This window comes from Herbidospora daliensis (genome assembly GCF_001570585.1).
In the GTDB taxonomy this organism is placed as follows: domain Bacteria; phylum Actinomycetota; class Actinomycetes; order Streptosporangiales; family Streptosporangiaceae; genus Herbidospora; species Herbidospora daliensis.
Genome location: NZ_BBXF01000004.1, coordinates 17389 through 33914, shown reverse-complemented (window position 1 = coordinate 33914; position 16526 = coordinate 17389). Strand labels below are relative to the sequence as shown.

16 protein-coding genes and 1 tRNA gene are annotated in these 16526 nt (G+C 70.9%); 8 read left to right on the top strand and 9 right to left on the bottom strand.

Annotated elements, in window-relative coordinates:
- Positions 1-257: 257 nt before the first annotated feature.
- Positions 258-818 (top strand): hypothetical protein, encoded by a 561-nt coding sequence (locus AW274_RS20290; RefSeq protein ID WP_062434850.1) that lies wholly within the window; start codon positions 258-260, stop codon positions 816-818.
- Between the two features lie 21 nt (positions 819-839).
- On the opposite strand, the gene AW274_RS20285 is transcribed toward AW274_RS20290, so the two are convergent.
- Positions 840-1268, bottom strand: coding sequence for a hypothetical protein (locus AW274_RS20285; RefSeq protein ID WP_062434848.1), 429 nt, complete (start codon positions 1266-1268; stop codon positions 840-842).
- Between the two features lie 243 nt (positions 1269-1511).
- A complete protein-coding gene (locus AW274_RS20280; RefSeq protein ID WP_062434845.1) occupies positions 1512-2486 on the bottom strand; it encodes a tyrosine-type recombinase/integrase in 975 nt (324 codons plus the stop codon).
- Between the two features lie 89 nt (positions 2487-2575).
- Between AW274_RS20280 and AW274_RS20275 the strand changes: the two genes are divergently transcribed.
- Positions 2576-2649 (top strand) — tRNA-Arg (locus AW274_RS20275).
- Between the two features lie 10 nt (positions 2650-2659).
- Here AW274_RS20275 and AW274_RS20270 read toward each other — a convergent pair.
- Positions 2660-2914, bottom strand: a complete 255-nt coding sequence (locus AW274_RS20270; RefSeq protein ID WP_062434842.1) for a hypothetical protein — start codon at positions 2912-2914, stop codon at positions 2660-2662.
- A 162-nt stretch (positions 2915-3076) separates the two neighbouring features.
- On the opposite strand from AW274_RS20270, the gene AW274_RS20265 reads away from it, so the two are divergent.
- The 3 genes from AW274_RS20265 to AW274_RS20255 are packed head-to-tail and all read left to right on the top strand — an operon-like array spanning position 3077 to position 6230.
- Positions 3077-3862, top strand: a complete 786-nt coding sequence (locus tag AW274_RS20265) for a phosphotransferase (RefSeq protein WP_062434838.1) — start codon at positions 3077-3079, stop codon at positions 3860-3862.
- Between the two features lie 17 nt (positions 3863-3879).
- Positions 3880-4767 (top strand): cobalamin biosynthesis protein, encoded by an 888-nt coding sequence (locus AW274_RS20260; protein ID WP_062434835.1) that lies wholly within the window; start codon positions 3880-3882, stop codon positions 4765-4767.
- Positions 4764-6230 carry a cobyric acid synthase gene (locus AW274_RS20255; protein WP_062434832.1) on the top strand — a complete coding sequence of 489 codons (1467 nt, stop codon included), beginning with the start codon at positions 4764-4766 and terminating at the stop codon, positions 6228-6230. Before AW274_RS20260 ends, AW274_RS20255 begins: the two co-directional genes overlap by 4 nt.
- A gap of 130 nt (positions 6231-6360) precedes the next feature.
- Here the strand turns inward: AW274_RS20255 and AW274_RS20250 are convergent, their stop codons facing one another.
- The 4 genes from AW274_RS20250 to AW274_RS20235 are packed head-to-tail and all read right to left on the bottom strand — an operon-like array spanning position 6361 to position 10814.
- The gene (locus AW274_RS20250) at positions 6361-7407 is read right to left on the bottom strand and encodes a 1-acyl-sn-glycerol-3-phosphate acyltransferase (protein ID WP_062434830.1); all 1047 of its coding nucleotides are present in this window, start codon (positions 7405-7407) and stop codon (positions 6361-6363) included.
- A 17-nt stretch (positions 7408-7424) separates the two neighbouring features.
- Positions 7425-8237 carry a patatin-like phospholipase family protein gene (locus tag AW274_RS20245; RefSeq protein WP_062436153.1) on the bottom strand — a complete coding sequence of 271 codons (813 nt, stop codon included), beginning with the start codon at positions 8235-8237 and terminating at the stop codon, positions 7425-7427.
- 14 nt (positions 8238-8251) lie between these two features.
- Entirely contained in the window at positions 8252-9199 is a 948-nt protein-coding gene (locus AW274_RS20240) for a quinone oxidoreductase family protein (protein ID WP_062434827.1), read from the bottom strand.
- 10 nt (positions 9200-9209) lie between these two features.
- Positions 9210-10814, bottom strand: a complete 1605-nt coding sequence (locus AW274_RS20235) for a serine/threonine-protein kinase (RefSeq protein ID WP_232320204.1) — start codon at positions 10812-10814, stop codon at positions 9210-9212.
- Between the two features lie 159 nt (positions 10815-10973).
- On the opposite strand from AW274_RS20235, the gene AW274_RS20230 reads away from it, so the two are divergent.
- From AW274_RS20230 to AW274_RS39350, 3 genes are read left to right on the top strand one after another with little or no spacing between them, the layout of a single operon-like run.
- Positions 10974-11228: a DUF6504 family protein gene (locus tag AW274_RS20230; protein WP_030456731.1), complete on the top strand. Its 255-nt coding sequence runs from the start codon at positions 10974-10976 to the stop codon at positions 11226-11228.
- Positions 11228-14608 carry a DNA polymerase III subunit alpha gene (locus AW274_RS20225; RefSeq protein WP_062434821.1) on the top strand — a complete coding sequence of 1127 codons (3381 nt, stop codon included), beginning with the start codon at positions 11228-11230 and terminating at the stop codon, positions 14606-14608. Before AW274_RS20230 ends, AW274_RS20225 begins: the two co-directional genes overlap by 1 nt.
- A gap of 48 nt (positions 14609-14656) precedes the next feature.
- The gene (locus AW274_RS39350; RefSeq protein ID WP_083974584.1) at positions 14657-15256 is read left to right on the top strand and encodes a type II toxin-antitoxin system RelE/ParE family toxin; all 600 of its coding nucleotides are present in this window, start codon (positions 14657-14659) and stop codon (positions 15254-15256) included.
- On the opposite strand, the gene AW274_RS20215 is transcribed toward AW274_RS39350, so the two are convergent.
- Together AW274_RS20215 and AW274_RS20210 are read right to left on the bottom strand one after the other, a co-directional pair.
- Positions 15220-15822, bottom strand: a complete 603-nt coding sequence (locus AW274_RS20215) for a hypothetical protein (protein ID WP_062434807.1) — start codon at positions 15820-15822, stop codon at positions 15220-15222. The two genes, AW274_RS39350 and AW274_RS20215, sit on opposite strands and share 37 nt — an antisense overlap.
- Before the next feature lie 68 nt (positions 15823-15890).
- Positions 15891-16523, bottom strand: coding sequence for a response regulator (locus tag AW274_RS20210; protein ID WP_083974684.1), 633 nt, complete (start codon positions 16521-16523; stop codon positions 15891-15893).
- Positions 16524-16526: the final 3 nt, after the last annotated feature.

Genomic DNA, 16526 nt, shown 5'->3' with positions numbered 1-16526 from the left:
GTCCCACTCGCGACGTCGGAGCCTGATGACGGCCCGGCGTTTCGTTGTGGTGTGCATGTACGCACTACATCACAGGTGAGCGCGTGCACGCAACAGTTGTGCGGAGATGAGTGCGCGCACGCGACGGGCTTGACCTGCCTCTGTTAATGCTTGTTTCATCGGGTACACCGTCTGTCACGTGCGCGCACCGTGACCGCTTGGGTAAGAGGGGGATCACCTGCGATGGGGTAAGTAAAGCCGCGTGTTATGGTGCGTGCGTGCACACGACAGAGTGGGACCGCGACTCCCTCCGCCGCGCGCTCATCGCCATCATGACCGCCACCGACCTCAACCAGTCCGACCTAGGGGAGATGGCAGGGCGAGACCGCACCGCCGCGAACCGCTGGCTGAGCGAGAAGCCGACCCGACCCGGGCATGACGCCGCAATGCGCCTGGCCACAGCGCTCAGGGCCCGGCATCCCGAGGTGGGTGATCTCGTCGACGACTTTCTGCGCGCCGCCGGCTACGCCTCGCCCGCGCCGGGCGACCAGGCCGCCCCCGATGCCGTTGTCTCCACGGTCCGGGCCACAGCCCGCGCCGAGGGCAAGTCGGTGGGCGAGCTGCTGATGGAGCATGGGGTCAGCGTGGATGAGCTGCTCGTCCCTGACGCCCTGCCTCCGGATTCGGTCCTGCAGCAGATCCTTGCCGAGATCGAGGTGTCCGACCTGTCAGAGGAGGCGAAGATCGCCATCATCCGGATGCACCTGAAAATCCGGGCCGGCCACATTGAGCAGGCACGCAAGGACGCTGAGAATCGCCGCAGGCCGGGCAAGGGATAGTCCTCGCCCGGCCTGCCCGTCTTAGTAGGCCCTTCTTCTGAATGCGGAGAAGGGGCCGGTGTCGTCGGGTGCGGCTTCACGCAGCATGGCGGCGTCGATCTTTGCCGTCGCCTCCGACTTGGCCCCGAGCGCGAACCACCGGTCGAGGGCGAGTACGTGCTGTCGTAGTTGTTCGCAGTGGCCCGCCAGGGCGGACTTCAGTTGTTCGCAGTGGGCCGCGAGAGCGGCTTTGAGCTGTTCGAGGTGCTCGCTGGCGGTCCTCTCCGCCTGTTCGGCCTGAGCCACCCGGGCCCTCTCGACGCGCTCGTAGTGCCAGGAGGCGAGGGCGGCGGCGGCCGTTATCGCCAGCGTGGTGAGCGCGACGGCGAACCCCTTTCCCCCCATGAAGCCCAGTCCGAGGTCGGCGATGATGAGGGCCCAGATTGCCCAGGCCAGGCGGATAAGGCGCACAGATTTCAAGGTGGTGCCTTTCTGGCCGTGTGCATTCCCCGGGACGGCCCGTTCGCGATTCGGTTCCAGGCGAGACGCGAAGCCTTCACTTTAGGTGCGTACGCGCACGGTGTGAATGGCGATATTGGACCGATTTAGCCGAAGGATCTCCTGGACGCGCCACCTCGCCCCGTAACATCCCGATTCCTCCCGGATCCACGCCGAAGGGAAGAACAGGAAGGACAGCCTTTCGTGGCCGACCAGCTATATCCGGTCGCCCGGAGAGAGCCGAGCATGCGCGGCCCACGCCCGGCGGTCCGCCGCCGCCCGGCCGTACCGGGCCGCCATCTCCACCGACTTCCAGCCAGCGATGCGCATCAGGTCCTGCACGTTCCCGCCGGCATCCAGCCACGCGTCAGCGAAGCCATGCCGGAACCGGTGGGCGTGGACACGCTTCAGCCCGGCCCGCTCGCCGCGGCGGCGCAGCATCTGGTGGATGCCGGACGTGGTCATCCCGCCGCGTTCGCCGAGCCACAGCCATCCGGAGTCCGCGTGGGGGTGGGCGGCGCGCTCGCGCAGGTAGCGGTCGAGCGACACGGCGGCCTTCTTGCCGATGGGCACCCAGAGGCGGGACCCGCCTTTCTGGCGGATGCTGATGAGCTTCTTCCGGAGGTCGAGGTCGGAGGCGTCGGGGTCGTCGGGGTCGAAGCGGATGCCGGCGACGGAGTGGATGCGCAGGCCGGTGTCGATGAAGACGCGCATGATGGCCAGGTCGCGGCGGTCGGTGAATGCCCGGCCTCCGCAGCTGTTGAGGAGCGCGGCGAGTTCGTCGTCGGTGAAGAGCGCCTCGGGGTCGTCGGGGACTTCGATGCGGCTGACGGTGGCCATGGGGTTGGCGCCGGTGAGGATGCCTTCGGCGATGAGCCAGCTGAAGTAGGCGCGGAGGTTGCGGCGGTGCTTGTCGACGTTGCCCGGCTTGCTGGGTTGGAGCCGGCATGTGCAGGGGTCGAGGTCGCATCCGGTTCGGGCGGTGAGGAGGAAGCGGCGGATGGCTTCGGCGTCGATGGTGCCGACGGCGTGGGGGAGCTGGTGGGCGTTGAGGTAGGCGGCGAGGAGGCGGATGGTGTGTTCGTAGGAGCGGATGGTTCCGGGGGAGCGGTTGGCGGCGTCGAGGGCGAGGGTGTAGGAGTCGAGGAGCGCTAAGAGCGAGGGTGATCTATCCTGTCTTCGGCGGGTCATGGCCGCGAATACTATGCTCAGCATCCGTTGTGCATCCGTGGTCGTGTCCAAGATTTTTTAACGCCTCCCTGTTCAGGGGGACGTTTTGAGCGCCCTTAGCTCAGCCGGATAGAGCAGTGGACTTCTAATCCACCGGTCGGGGGTTCGAATCCCTCAGGGCGCGCGCATCTCCCCTAAGCCGACGACTCCTCCTCGGGCTCGTCGGCCGGTTCCTCCCTGCCGAACAGCAGGGCCAGCACCTTCAGGGCCCTGGCGCTGTGTTTCTCGGAGAAGGTGGCGGTCGACGCCTCGACGACCAGCAATATCGCGAGCACGGCCGCCACTCCGAGCGCGACCGCGAGGAACAGGCCGGTGGAATCCTCCGGGGCCATCGCGAATGACCCAGCGGCGGCGGCGCTCGACGTGGGCACGACCCACCTGGCGTTCACGGGAGAGACATTTCGTGTCCGGGTCCCTTCGCTCAGCAGAGACTCGACAAGATCAAGCCCTTGCTTGCCGCGAGCCTACCCGACGGTAGTCACGCTCCGTAGCAGGTCGTGGGTGGTTTTTCCAGTGCCGTCCCGGTCGTGCTTCCGCTACCCTCAGTCCGCATGTTCGTTGTGTCGCGGGCCGACGAAGTCCCGCTGTCCGGCGGCGACGTCACCGAGGGTGTGGTGCGGGTCGGTGACACGGTCCGCCGCCCGTTGAAGGCCACCTCGCCCGCCGTCCACACCCTGCTCCGCCACCTTGAGGCCGTCGGGTTCGACGGCGCGCCGCGTGTGCTGGGCATCGACGAGCTGGGGCGCGAGGTGCTGACCTTCGTGCCCGGCGACGTGCCGGGGCGGCCCTTTCCGGCCGGCGACGACGTGCTGGCCGAGCTGGCCCGGTTGCAGCGGCGTTACCACGAGGCGGTGGCGGGGTTCCGGCCCGCGCCCGGCCTGGTCTGGGAGACCGGGTCGGCCGACGACGCCGCGCCCGAGGTCGTGGGGCACTGCGACGTCACCCCGGAGAACGTGGTCTTCCGCGACGGGCTGCCGGTGGCGCTGATCGACTTCGACATGGCGCGGCCGGTGTCGCGGCTGTTCGACGTGGTGACCACGTTGCGTCACTGGGCGCCGATCGCCGATCCGGTCGACCGCGACCAGCCGGGTCTCGACACCGGGCGGCGCATCCGGGTGTTCGCCGACGCCTACGGGCTGACCGCCGCCGAGAGGCTGCGGCTGCTGCCGACCGCGCGGTTGCGTCTCGACCGTTCGTACACGGCCATGAAGCGCAAGGCCGAGACCGACGGCGGCGGGTGGGCGGTCATGTGGGAGTCGGGCATCGGGCAGCGTATCCGGCGGGCCGCCGCGTGGCTTGATGCGAATGAGGATGATCTGCACCGTTTTCTCCAATAGGAGAGAATGCGGGCGTGATGGGGGAAGAGGCGCGGGGCATCGCGCTCGGGGTGGTTCTGGACGCGGTCATCGGAGATCCCCGGCGCGGGCATCCGGTGGCGATCTTCGGCACCGCGGCGACCGCGCTGGAACGGCGGGTGCATCGCGACTCGCGTACCCGGGGGGTGCTCTTCACCGCCGTCTGCGTCGGCGCGGTGACCGCGCTGGGGGCCCTGCTCCCCAGGAGGACCGCGGTGACCGCCGCCGCCACGTGGGCGGTCCTCGGCGGGACCACGCTGGCCCGTGAGGGCGCGCACATGGCCCGTCACCTGGCCGACGACGACATCGAGGCGGCCCGGCGCCGGTTGCCGCACCTGTGCGGCCGCGACCCGAGCAACCTGGGCGAAGCCGAACTGGCCCGCGCGACCGTCGAGTCGATCGCCGAGAACACCTCCGACGCCGTCGTCGCGCCGCTCTTCTGGGGCGCGGTCGCGGGCGTGCCCGGCCTGCTGGCCTACCGGGCGATCAACACCCTCGACGCGATGATCGGCCACCGTTCGCCCCGCTATGAGCGCTTCGGCTGGGCGGCGGCCCGCCTCGACGACGCGGCCAACTACGTTCCCGCCCGTCTCACCGGGGTGCTCACCGCGTTGTGCTCCGGCCGTCCCCGGGCCGCGCTCAGATCCATGGTCCTGTACGGCTCCCGCCACCCCAGCCCCAATTCGGGCCAGTGCGAGGCGGCCTTCGCCGGAGCCCTGAACGTGACCCTCGGTGGCGTGAACGACTACGGCGGCCGCCTGGAACACCGCCCCGAACTGGGCGACGGCCCCCGCCCGGCCACGCCCGACATCTCCCGCGCGGTGACGCTGGCCCGGCGGGTGGCCTGGGCGGCGGCGGCGCTCGCGGTGCTGGCGAGGCGGCGATGACGGGCGCGCTGCTGGTCGCCGGCACCACCTCCGACGCCGGGAAGAGCGTCGTCACCACGGGCATCTGCCGGTGGCTGGCCCGCCGGGGCGTGCGGGTCGCGCCGTTCAAGGCGCAGAACATGTCGCTCAACTCCTTCGTCACCGCCGACGGCGCCGAGATCGGCCGCGCGCAGGCGACCCAGGCCGCCGCCTGCGGGATCGAGCCGACGGCCGACATGAACCCGGTCCTGCTCAAGCCGGGCAGCGACCGCCGCAGCCAGGTCGTGGTGAAGGGCCGGCCGCTGGCCGACGTCGACGCGCTGACGTACCCGGACCTGAAGAAGCACCTGAAGTCGGTGGCGCTGGAGTCGCTGGCCCGGTTGCGGGCCGACTACGACGTCGTCGTGTGCGAGGGGGCGGGCAGCCCGGCGGAGATCAACCTGCGGGCGAACGACATCGCGAACATGGGGCTGGCGCGGGCGGCCGGCCTGCCGGTGATCGTCGTGGGCGACATCGACAGGGGCGGCGTGTTCGCCCACCTCTACGGCACCCTGGCGCTGCTGGAACCCGAGGACCAGGCGCTGATCTCCGGCTTCGTGATCAACAAGTTCCGGGGCGCGGTCGAACTGCTCGAACCGGGGCTCGACATGCTGCGCGGGCTCACCCATCGGGAGGTCTACGGCGTGCTGCCGTGGCTCGACGGGTTGTGGATGGACGTCGAGGACTCCCTCGCGCTCGACAACCGGCCCCCGGCCGACCACGCCGACGGCGCCGTCGACGTGGTCGTGGTGCGCTATCCGCGCATCTCCAACTTCACCGACATCGACGCCCTCGCCGCCGAACCCGGGGTGAACGTCCGCTTCGTCACCTCGCCGGGCGACGTCGCCCGCGCCGACCTGGTGGTGCTGCCCGGGTCGCGGGCCACGGTGAACGACCTCGCCTGGCTCAGGGAACGCGGCATCGCCGACGCCCTGGTCAGGCGGCGCGGGCCGATCGTCGGCATCTGCGGCGGCTACCAGATGCTCGCCGAGACCATCCACGACGACGTCGAATCGCGGCAGGGCACCGTGCCGGGGCTGGGCCTCCTGCCGGCCACAGTCCGGTTCGGCCCGGAAAAAGTGCTGGCCAGGCCGACGGGCGCGGCATACGGTCACCGGGTGGCCGCGTATGAGATCCACCACGGCGTCGTCACCCCCGCCCCGGGTGCCGAACCGTTCCTCGACGGGTGCCGCCGGGGCGAGGTCTGGGGCACCACCTGGCACGGGGCCTTCGAGAACGACGGGTTCCGCCGTGCCTTCCTGGCCGAGACCGGCCTGCCGGTCGAGAGCGACGTCGACTTCGCCGCCCTGCGCGAACAGCGCCTCGACGCCATCGGCGACCTGGTCGAACACCACATGGACACCGACGCGCTCAGGGAACTGATCGACGGGGGCGCGGGCGCGCCGAAGCCGGTCATCCCCCCGGGAGGCCCCGCGTGGTCGTGATCGCGGCGACGGCCGCCGTCGCCGCCGTCGGGCTGCTGGTGGGAATCGCCCTGCTCACCACGGCTCGCCGGCACCACAGGCGACGGCCGCCGCACGACTGATCGCCGCGCGGGCGCGCCGGTCAGCCGCGTCAGGGTGTCTCGGTGTTCTCCGCGGTGGCGGCGTCCTTCTGGGCGCTGATCCACTTGTCGATGGCCGTCCACTGGTCGAAGAGCCAGGAGATCTGGGCCTCGCGCTCCCTCGGCACGTCCTCGGCCGCCCAGCGCCACCACTTCGCGGTGATGCGGGCCTCTTCCGGCAGGTGCCGCCACACGTCGCCGATGGTGATCAGGTCGTCGAGGCCGGTGTGCGCGACGAAGATCACGTCGGCCTCGGGGCAGGCGGTCATGGCCGCGATCGCGCCGTTGGGGCGGGGCGGCAGCAGGTGGGCGAGGCGTTCTGCGCGGGCCGCCTCGGCGCGCAGGCCGCGTTCGCGCAGCCGCCTGATCGCCCGGAACCGGCGGGCCGGGGTGAAGTTGCCGCCCTCCGGGAAGATCACCAGGGCGTCGTCGGCGTCCATGTCGGCGGCCAGGCGGGAGATCTCCGTCACGATCCCGCTCTCGGCGGTCTTCTTCGGCACGAACGCGTTGGGCAGCCGGTTGATCACCACGTCGACCGACGGGTCGAACTGCAAAGCCGCCTTCATCACGATGCGCGGCCGCCGCTGGTAGCGGGCCAGCAGGTGGTAGACGAGCAGGAACGAGTCGCCGGGCCCGGCGTGCCGCGACAACACGATGATCGGCCGGGTCAGCCGGCGGGCGGCCTCCTCGCCGGTCAGCGCGGGCTCGTCTATCGAGACCGACAACCGGAAGATGGCCACCGCCGCGCCGTAGACGTTCGTCAGCAACCAGCGGATCAGGGCGTAGTGGCGTTCCTGGTGGCTGGCCTCGCTCAGGCGCCCCCCGAAGCCCGACGCCACCCACAACTCCAGGCTGGCGATCAGCGCCGCCGACTCCAGCGCGAGCCACACCACGGCGAACACCACCAGCCGCAGGCCCCGGCGGCGCGGCGGCGGCAGGCGCAGCCCGACGATGAAGCCGAAGACGAGCCACACCGGCAGAGTGAGGATGACGGCGACGGTCAGCACGATCACCAGCGGCGCGAAGATCAGCCGCCGGACGATCCGGGGAGGGAGCACGACCGGGCCTCCTTAGTTCATAGGTCTGCCAAATAGGCGGCGGAGGCCTCGTAGGCGCGGCCCGCGTGGCGGGCGATCCGGGAGGCGTCGCGGTAGCGGAGGTCGGACAGGCCCGGACGGCCCCCGAAGGCCGCCGGCATCACGTGGACCTCGATGTCGTCGGACAACGCGGCCATCTCCTCGGCGAAACGGTGGCGGCGGGCGATCTCGAAGGCGACCAGGCCGACCTCCCACGGCTTCGCCGGGGGTTCGAGGGGCCGCTCGATCCGGCCGACGTGCAGCACGAAGATGCGGGTCGCCCCCAGGGCCACCGCGCGGCCGACCGGGATGCTGTGCACCAGCCCGCCGTCGACGAAGTGCTCGCCGTCGATGCGGACCGGCGGCAGCAGCCCCGGCACCGCGCAGGAGGCGAGCACCGCGTCGGCCAGCGGACCCTCGGTGAACCAGTGGGCGCGGGCCTTCTGGATCGACGCCGCGACGCACTGGAAGGGGACCTCCAGGTCTTCGAACGTGTCGGGGAGGTGGCCCCCCAGCAGGCGGCGCAGCGGGTCGATCGGGTGGAGGTGGGTGCCGGTCCGGGCCAGGGTGGACAGGCGGGTCATCCACGAACCGGCGAACGCGGTGCGCACGATGTGGGTGCTCCACAAGTCGCTGAGCCGTTCGACGGCGTCGACCGGGTTGGCCGCCAGCACGACCCCGTTGAGCGCCCCCACCGAGGTGCCGACGATGAGGTCGGGCTTGATCCCGGCCTCGGCGAGGGCGCGCAGCATGCCCACCTCGTGGGCGCCGAGGACCCCGCCGCCGCCGAGTACGAACGCCGTCTGGTTCACGTCTTCCAACCTAGTCAAGGGATGAGGAGCAGTTTGCCGGTCGTCCGGCGGCCTTCCAGGTCGTCGTGGGCCCGCTTGGCGTCGGCCAGGGGGTAGCGGTTGTAGACCGCCACGTCGAGCGAGCCGTCGGCGACCCAGCCCAGCACGTCTTCGGCCCGTTCGAGCAGTTCGGCGCGGGTGGTGACGTAGTGGCCCAGGGTCGGGCGGGTGAGGAACAACGATCCGGCCGCGTTCAGCCGCTGGGGGTCGAACGGCGGGACCGGGCCGCTGGCCGCGCCGAAGAGGGCCAGCACGCCCCGGGGGCGCAGGGCGGCCAGGGAGTCCTCGAAGGTGGCGGCGCCGACGCCGTCGTACACGACATGGCAGCGTTTCTGGACGGCGGCGGCCACGTCGCCGTAGCGCAGGACCTCGTCGGCGCCGGCCGCGCGGGCCAGCTTCTCCTTGGCGTCGGAGGACACGGTGGCGATCACGTGGGCGCCCCGCATCTTGGCGGTCTGGGTCAGCAGCAGGCCCATGCCCCCGGCGGCGGCGTGCACCAGCACGACGTCTCCCTCGCGCACCACGTGGGTCGCGTGGGTCAGGTAGTGGGCCGTCATGCCCTGGAGCAGGACCGCCGCCGCCAGGTCGAGGTCGAGGTGGCCGGGGACGGGCACCAGCCGCTCGGCCGGCACGATCTGCTTCTCGGCGTAGCTGCCGACGATGTTGGCCCAGGCCACCCGGTCGCCCACGGCGACCTCGGTGACGCCGGGGCCGACGGCCAGAACCGTGCCGGCGCCCTCGGAGCCCGGGACGAACGGGGTGGGCAGCGGATAGCGGCCCTCGCGGTAGTAGACGTCGATGAAGTTGACGCCGCTCGCGGCGACGCCGACCAGGGCCTGGCCCTCCCCGGGGACGGGGTCGGGCACCTCCGCGTAGCCGAGAGCCGAAGAGTCGCCTGGTGTGGTGACGATGATCGCTTGCATGGGGCCTGTCCTACCCGTCCAGTTGTCCTCTGAGTATGAAGTTGTCGAAGGCCAGCCTCATCGACGACTCCCCATCGGGCTGGACGCGGCCGATGGTGCCGATGTCTCCGGTGGGCAGGCCGTTGGTGTCGGTGTGCGACAGCACCTGCTGCCCGTTGACCCACATGTTCAGCACGACGGACCTGCCCTCGCCGGGGTCGCAGGAGACGTACAGGTTGAACTTGTCGGTGAGCCCGTCGACGGTGCCGCTGGCGATGATGCCCCCGGAACCGCCGGCGACCCGGCGGATGCGGGCCTCGCCGGTGCTGGTCAGCAGGAACTCGTAGCGGTTGTCCTTGTAGTTGTCCTTGGACGCGCGGCAGAAGAGGCCGTATTCGCCGCTGCCGACCAGGTCGGCGGTCTGGACGTCGACGCCGACGGTCACGCCGAGCGGGGTGACCGGGGTCGGCGACGGGCCGGGGGTCGGCTCCTGCTCCGCCACGAACGGGATCGGCGCGGGGGTGACGTTCTCGGGGCTCTCGGAGTTCAGGTCGACCGCGTAGGTGCCCTGCGGGGTGTAGCCGAAGCCGTAACCCGAGCCGGGGTCGTAGGTGCCGGGCCAGTCGCCGTTGGTGGTGAAGTCCTCCTGGTAGAGGGTGGCCAGGTTGACCGGCGGGCCGCCCGGCCCGGCCAGCGCGCGCACCCCGATGACGCCGGCCGTCACCGCGACGGCCGCCGCGACGGCGACCCCGGCGATCAGCCGGCCGCGGTTGTCCGTGCTGCGGCGCAACGGCGCGCTCTGCTTCCAGGTCTCCGCCACCGTGTGCTGGGCGATCTCGGGGCTGACCCGGCCGACCATGTTGTCGAGGAGCTGCTGGGCGCTCGGGCGGTTGCGCGGCTCCTTGTCGAGGGCGGTCCGCACCAGGTCGCGCATCTGCGGTTCGAGGTTGTCGAGCACCGGCTCGGAGTTGAGCACCTGGAAGATCACGGCGGGCAGCGCCTCGCCGTTGAACGGGGCCCGGCCGCTGGCCGCGAACGCCACCAGGCAGCCCCACGAGAACACGTCGCAGGCGGGCGAGATCGCCTCGCCGCGCAGCACCTCGGGCGCCATGTAGCGGGGGGTGCCGACGAGCTCGCCGGTGTGGGTGACCCCGCCGAAGGTGTCGAGCGCGCGGGCGATGCCGAAGTCGATCACCCGGGGGCCGACGGGGGACAGCAGCACGTTGGAGGGCTTGAGGTCGCGGTGGACGATGCCGGCGGAGTGGATGGCGGTCAGGGCGGTGGCCACGCCGACCGCCAGGGCCTCCAGGCTCGACCCGGTCAGCGGGCCCGACTTCTCCACGGCCTGTTCGAGGTTGGGGCCCTCGACGTATTCGGTGACGACGTAGAGCTGCTCGCCGTCGAGGTCGGCGGCGAGCACGGCGGCGGTGCAGAAGCGGCGCACCCGCTGGGCCGACTCGGCCTCGCGGCGAAACCTCACTCGGAAGTTCTCGTGCTGGCTGTACTCGGCGTTGATCACCTTCACGGCGACCTTCCGGCCGGAGTCATCCTGGCCGAGGTAGACGGTGCCCATGCCGCCCCGGCCGAGCCGGCCGGTGATGCGATAAGGCCCTATCTGCTGAGGTTCGTTCGCCACGACGACCAACCGTACAGAAACCAGGGGAAATGAACTACGTCATACCCTGACGTTCGAACTTGCGTTCAACGTCCTGAGAACATATGTTCGAGTACAGCACCGCCCGCCCTTCCCCCGGGTGGCGATCGCAGGCAACTGGGAGCCATCGGGAGAAGGTCCGTGAGCAGACTGTATGGCGATCCGATCGAGGTGTGGGTCCGCGACGGCCGGCCCGTCAGGTTCGTCTGGCGTGACCGGCTTTATGTGGTCCGGCAGATCCTCGACCACTGGGTGGTGGCCCGGGAATGGTGGAAGACCTCCGCCACCGACCCCGGCGAACGGCGCTTCTGGCGGGTGGAGGCGCAGTCGGGCACCTACGAACTCCGCTACGACACCGCCACCGACGCGTGGCTGCTGCTGCGGGCGTGGGATTGATGGGACCGTTCCAGCACCTCCACGTCGCCTCCGCCTATTCGCTGCGCTACGGCTCCGCCTTCCCGCCGGCCCTGGTCGCGCGCGCGGTCGAACACGGCATGGACGCCCTCGCGCTGACCGACCGCGACGGCCTCTACGGCGCGATCAAGCACGTGAGGGCCTGTCACGAGGCCGGCATCGGCGCGGTCGTCGGCGTCGACCTCGCCATGTCCGACGAGGACGACCGGATCGTGGTCCTGGCCCGGCGCGACGGCTGGGCCGACCTGTGCCGCCTGGTCACCGCCGCCCACTACGCGGGCGACCGCGGGCAGCCCCGCGTCACCATGGACCTGGTCGGCCGCCACGCCGCCGACGGCCGCCTCATCGTGCTGCTCGGCCCGCGCTCCGAGGTCGGCCGCGCGGTCGCGGCCCGCCGCGACCAACAGGCCCGCGACCTGCTGCAACGCTGGCGCGCGGCGGTGCCGGGCACCGCCGTGGAGATCGTCGACCTGTACGGCTACCGCGACGTCAACACCGCCACCCACCTGCTCGCCCTGGCCGACTCCCTCGGGCTGCCCACGATCCTCACCAACGCGGTCCGCCACCTCGACCCGGCCGACTACCAGGTCGGCAACGTGCTCGACGCGGCCAGGAAACTCGTCCCGCTGCACGGCCGCCACGTCGAGTCGTCGTCGCACGCCTACCTGAAGAGCGCCGAGGAGATGGGCCGCGTCGCCCTGCGGGTGTGCGGCGGTGACCGGGCGCGGGCGAGCCGGCTGCTGGGCGTGACCCGGCGCGCGGCCGAGGCGTGCGTGCTCGACCCGGTCGAGATCGTGCCGCTGATCGACGAGGTCGACCCCCGCCTGCACCTGCCGGAGATCGGCGGTGACCCGGTGCCGCTGCTGCGCCACCGGTGCGAAGACGGCCTGCTCGACCGCGGCCTCGGCCGGTCGCGGGAGGCGCGCGAACGGCTGGCCGCCGAACTGGCGATCATCGAGAAGAAGCGCCTGTCGGGCTACTTCGTCGCGGTCGCCGGCATCACCGACATGATCCGCGGCATGGGCGTCCGCTGCGCGATCCGGGGCTCGGGCGCCGGCAGCCTGGTCAACTACCTGATCAAGATCGGCGAGGTCGACCCGCTCGAACACGGCCTGCTGATGGAGCGTTTCCTGTCCGAGGGCCGCGTCGGGCTGCCCGACATCGACGTCGACGTCGAGTCGGCCCGCCGCCTCGACTGCTACCGGGCCATCCTCGACCGGTACGGGGAGTCGCGCGTCGCCTGCGTGTCGATGATGGAGACCTACCGGGCCCGCAGCGCCATCCGCGACGTGGGGGCCGCGATGGGCCTGCCGCCCCACGAGATCGACGCCATCGCCAAGGCGTTCCCGCACGTCAGGGCCAAGCAGATCCGCGCCGCCCTCGACGACCTGCCCGAGCTGCGCGACAGCGGGCTCAACGACCGGGCCCTGGAGACGGTCTTCCGGCTGGCCGAACGCCTCGACGGCCTGCCCCGGCACATCGCGCTGCACCCGTGCGGCGTGCTGGTCGGGAACATGGGCCTGCGCGGCCGCACCCCGGTCGAACGCAGCCTGCTGGAGTTCCCCATGTCGCAGTTCGACAAGGACGACGTCGAGGACGCCGGGCTGCTGAAGCTCGACGTCCTGGGGGTGCGCATGCAGTCGGCGCTGGCCTACGCGCTCACCGAGATCAAGCGGGTCGACGACGCCGACGTGGCCCTCGACGAGGTGCCGCACGACGACGCGGCGACGTACGACATGGTGCGCGAGAGCCGGACCATCGGCTGCTTCCAGATCGAGTCGCCCGGCCAGCGCGAACTCGTCGCCAAGCTCGAACCCCGCACCATGCACGACCTGATCGTGGACATCTCGCTGTTCCGCCCCGGCCCGGTCAACTCCGACATGGTCACCCCCTACCTGGAGTCTCGGCACGGCTTCCGCGCGGCCGTCTACCCCCACGCGGAACTGCGCGCCGCGCTGGCCGAGACCAACGGCGTCGTGGTCTTCCACGAACAGGTCCTGAGGATCGTCGACGTCATGACCGGCTGCGGCCTGTCCGAGGCCGAGAAGGTCCGCCGCTCGTTGTCCTCACCCGACGGCCGCGCCCGCGTCCGGGCCTGGTGGGAGCTGAACGTGCGCCCCGAGTTCGACGCCGCGACGGTCGAGGCGACCTGGCGCGTGCTCGACGCGTTCGGCGCCTTCGGCTTCTGCAAGGCCCACGCGGCGGCCTTCGCCCTGCCGACCTACCAGTCGGCCTGGCTGAAACGCCACCACACGGCCGCCTTCTTCGCCGGCGTGCTCACCCACGAACCGGGCATGTACCCCAACCGCGTCATCCTCGACGAGGCCCGCCAGTGCGGCGTGGAGGTCCTTCCCCTGGACGTCAACCGCTCCGCGCGCGACTGGCGCGTGGAGAAACTCGGCCCCGCCCTCGCCGACCCGCCCCTCTTCGGCCGGGGCTACGGCCTGCGTGTCCCCTTCTCCGCCATCAAGGGCATCAGCGAGGCCGAGGTCGACCGCATGATCGCCGGCCAGCCGTACGTGTCGATGGCCGACTTCTGGGAGCGCGCCCGCCCGTCGCGGCCGGTGGCCGAACACGTCATCGAGGTCGGCGGCCTCGACGCCGTCCACGGCCTGCGCCCGGGAGAACCCCGCTGGCGTCCCGGCCGCCTCACCCGCCGCGACCTGATGGCCCAGGTGGGCGCCCTCGACCGGGCCGGCGGCCAGGGCTCGGGCCAGCTGCCGATGAACTTCGCCGACCACGTGACCCCCGGAGAACTCCCGGAGATGAGCGAAGCGGAGGCGGTAGAGGCGGAACTGAGCGTCCTGGGCATGGACGTCACCCGCCACGTGATCGCCTTCCACGACGACTTCCTCGACGCCCTGGGGGTGATCCGCGCCCGTGACCTGCTGAAACAGCGCAACGGCGCGGAGATCCTGGTCGCCGGGGTGAAGGTGGCGACCCAGACCCCGGCGGTACGGTCGGGCCAGCGCGTCATCTTCACGACCCTCGACGACTCGACCGGCCCGATCGACCTGACGTTCTTCGAGTCGGTCCAGGCCCACACGGCGGCGACCGTGTTCGGCTCGTGGCTGATGGTGGCCCGGGGGGTGATCCGGCGTACCGGCCGGAGGGGCATCTCGATGCGCGCCCTGCACGCCTGGAACCTGACCGACCTCGACCGGTTGTGGCGGACTCGCGGCATCGAAGCGGTCAGGGAGATCCTGTCCGAGAGACCGGAGGAGGGTCGCGGGGTCATCGGAGGCAAGAAGATCACCTACGAGAACGGCTACGAACTGTCGCCGTACGCGGACCTGGGGGTGAAGGAACCGCAACGGGTGTTGTGGCACGCCAGCATGGGCAGCTCGGGCAAGGTCGCCTGATCAGTGGATTTGCCGCCATTGCATATGGTGATCGCTAAACTACCGTGAGTGTCGAATGATGAATGGGACATCTACGCGGTAAATGAGGTCCGTGAATGGATCTTCGCCCTCGATCGTGAAACCCGTAAGCGAGTGGTGGAAGCGATCGACGTGCTCGCCGCTTGCGGCCCCGGGCTTGGGCGGCCGCTGGTTGACGTCATCTCTGGTTCGAGCCTCCGTAATCTCAAAGAACTCAGACCAGGGACGGTACGTATCCTCTTCGTCTTCGATCCATGGAGGGCATGCATCTTGTTGGTCGCCGGGGAGGGATCGCGAAGAGGAGCAGCGGCGATGAGCGGATATGCGCGGTGGCAGGACATCCGGGCCGATCTGGTCGAAGGGGTGGGGGGAGAAGAAGCGGTGGCCCTGGGCAAGCAGCGGCTTCTGGCTGAAGTGCTCGGGCACCGTCTCGCGGAAATCCGCCAGTCGCGTGGGCTCTCCCGGCAGCAGGTCGCCAACCGGATGGGGGTCACCGAAGAGCGGATAGCGGAGATCGAGCAGGGCTCGATCTCGGGACATGATGTTCTCGTGCGCTATGCCGCCGCACTGGGCGGGCGATACCACCAGTCGATCTACTTCGACGACGGGGACATCGCGGCGATCGCCTGACGGGGGAGGCGGACGGCGCGGGGGGACGAGACCTCCCAGATCGTCGCCGCGCACAACAGCGCCGTCACTCCCGCCGCCGTCAGTTCGCGCAGGCCCAGGCCCGTCAGGTTGGTGTGGGCGGTGGCGCTCTCGACGATCAGGGAGATCGTCGTCAGGCCCGCCACCCACCACGCGCTCACCAGCACGAGCCAGCGCAGCCGCGACTCCTTGGCGCGTTCCCGCCACGCCTGGTCGGCCAGCAGCACCGGGGCGACCAGGTTGACGACGGGGATCAGCCAGGCCGCCGTCGCGGTCAGCTTGCGGACGCGGGCCGCAGAGGCGAGCCAGCCGAGGTAGGTCGCCGCCGCCGCGATGGTGGTGACGACCACGGCCATCACCAGGACCGCGAAGACGGTCACGTCGCCGATGACGGCTTCGGCTCCCGGGGCCTTCGGGTCGCCGCCGAAGGCGGCGATCTGCAGGGCCAGGTCGCGGCCGCGGAGTTCCTCGAAGGCCACCAAGGCCGCGAGGGAGGCGATCTGGCTGGTCAGGGCGGCATAGACCCCGAACGCGGATCTCTGTGGCATGCGCACGGAACTCTCCCCCCGGTGTTACCTGACCCCTTCGTTTCCAGGGAGAACCTCCGCTAATCCGGTCAACTCACGACACCGGACTCCCAGGCCCACGCGGCGACCTCGACGCGGTTCCGCAGGCCCAGTTTGGTCTGGACGCTGGCCATGTGCGTCTTCACCGTCGACAACGAGACGAACAGCTCGGCGGCGACCTCCTGGTTGGTCCGGCCCCGGGCGACCAGCCGGACCACGTCGAGCTCTCGGTCGGTCAGCGATTCGGGCGGGCTGACCGGCTGGCGTGGACGGGCGAGGTGGGCGAGGAGCCGTACCGTCACCGAAGGGGAGACCAGCGCGTCGCCCGCGGCGGCGGCGCGGACCGCCTCGATGAGCAGGGCGGGGCCGCTGTCCTTGAGCAGGAAGCCGCAGGCTCCGGCGCGCAGCGCGCCGTAGACGTAGTCGTCGAGGTCGAACGTGGTGACGATGACCACGCGGAGCGGGTCGGGCACGCCCGGACCGGCCAGCAGGCGGGTGACCTCGATGCCGTCGAGCTTGGGCATGCGGATGTCGAGCAGGCACACGTCGGGGCGCAGGCGGCGGGCCTCGGCGACGGCCGCCGCGCCGTCGGCCACGGTCGCCACGACCTCGATGTCGGGCTGCGCGTCGAGGATCATGCGGAAACCCGTGCGGACGAGCTCCTGGTCGTCGGCTATCAGCACCTT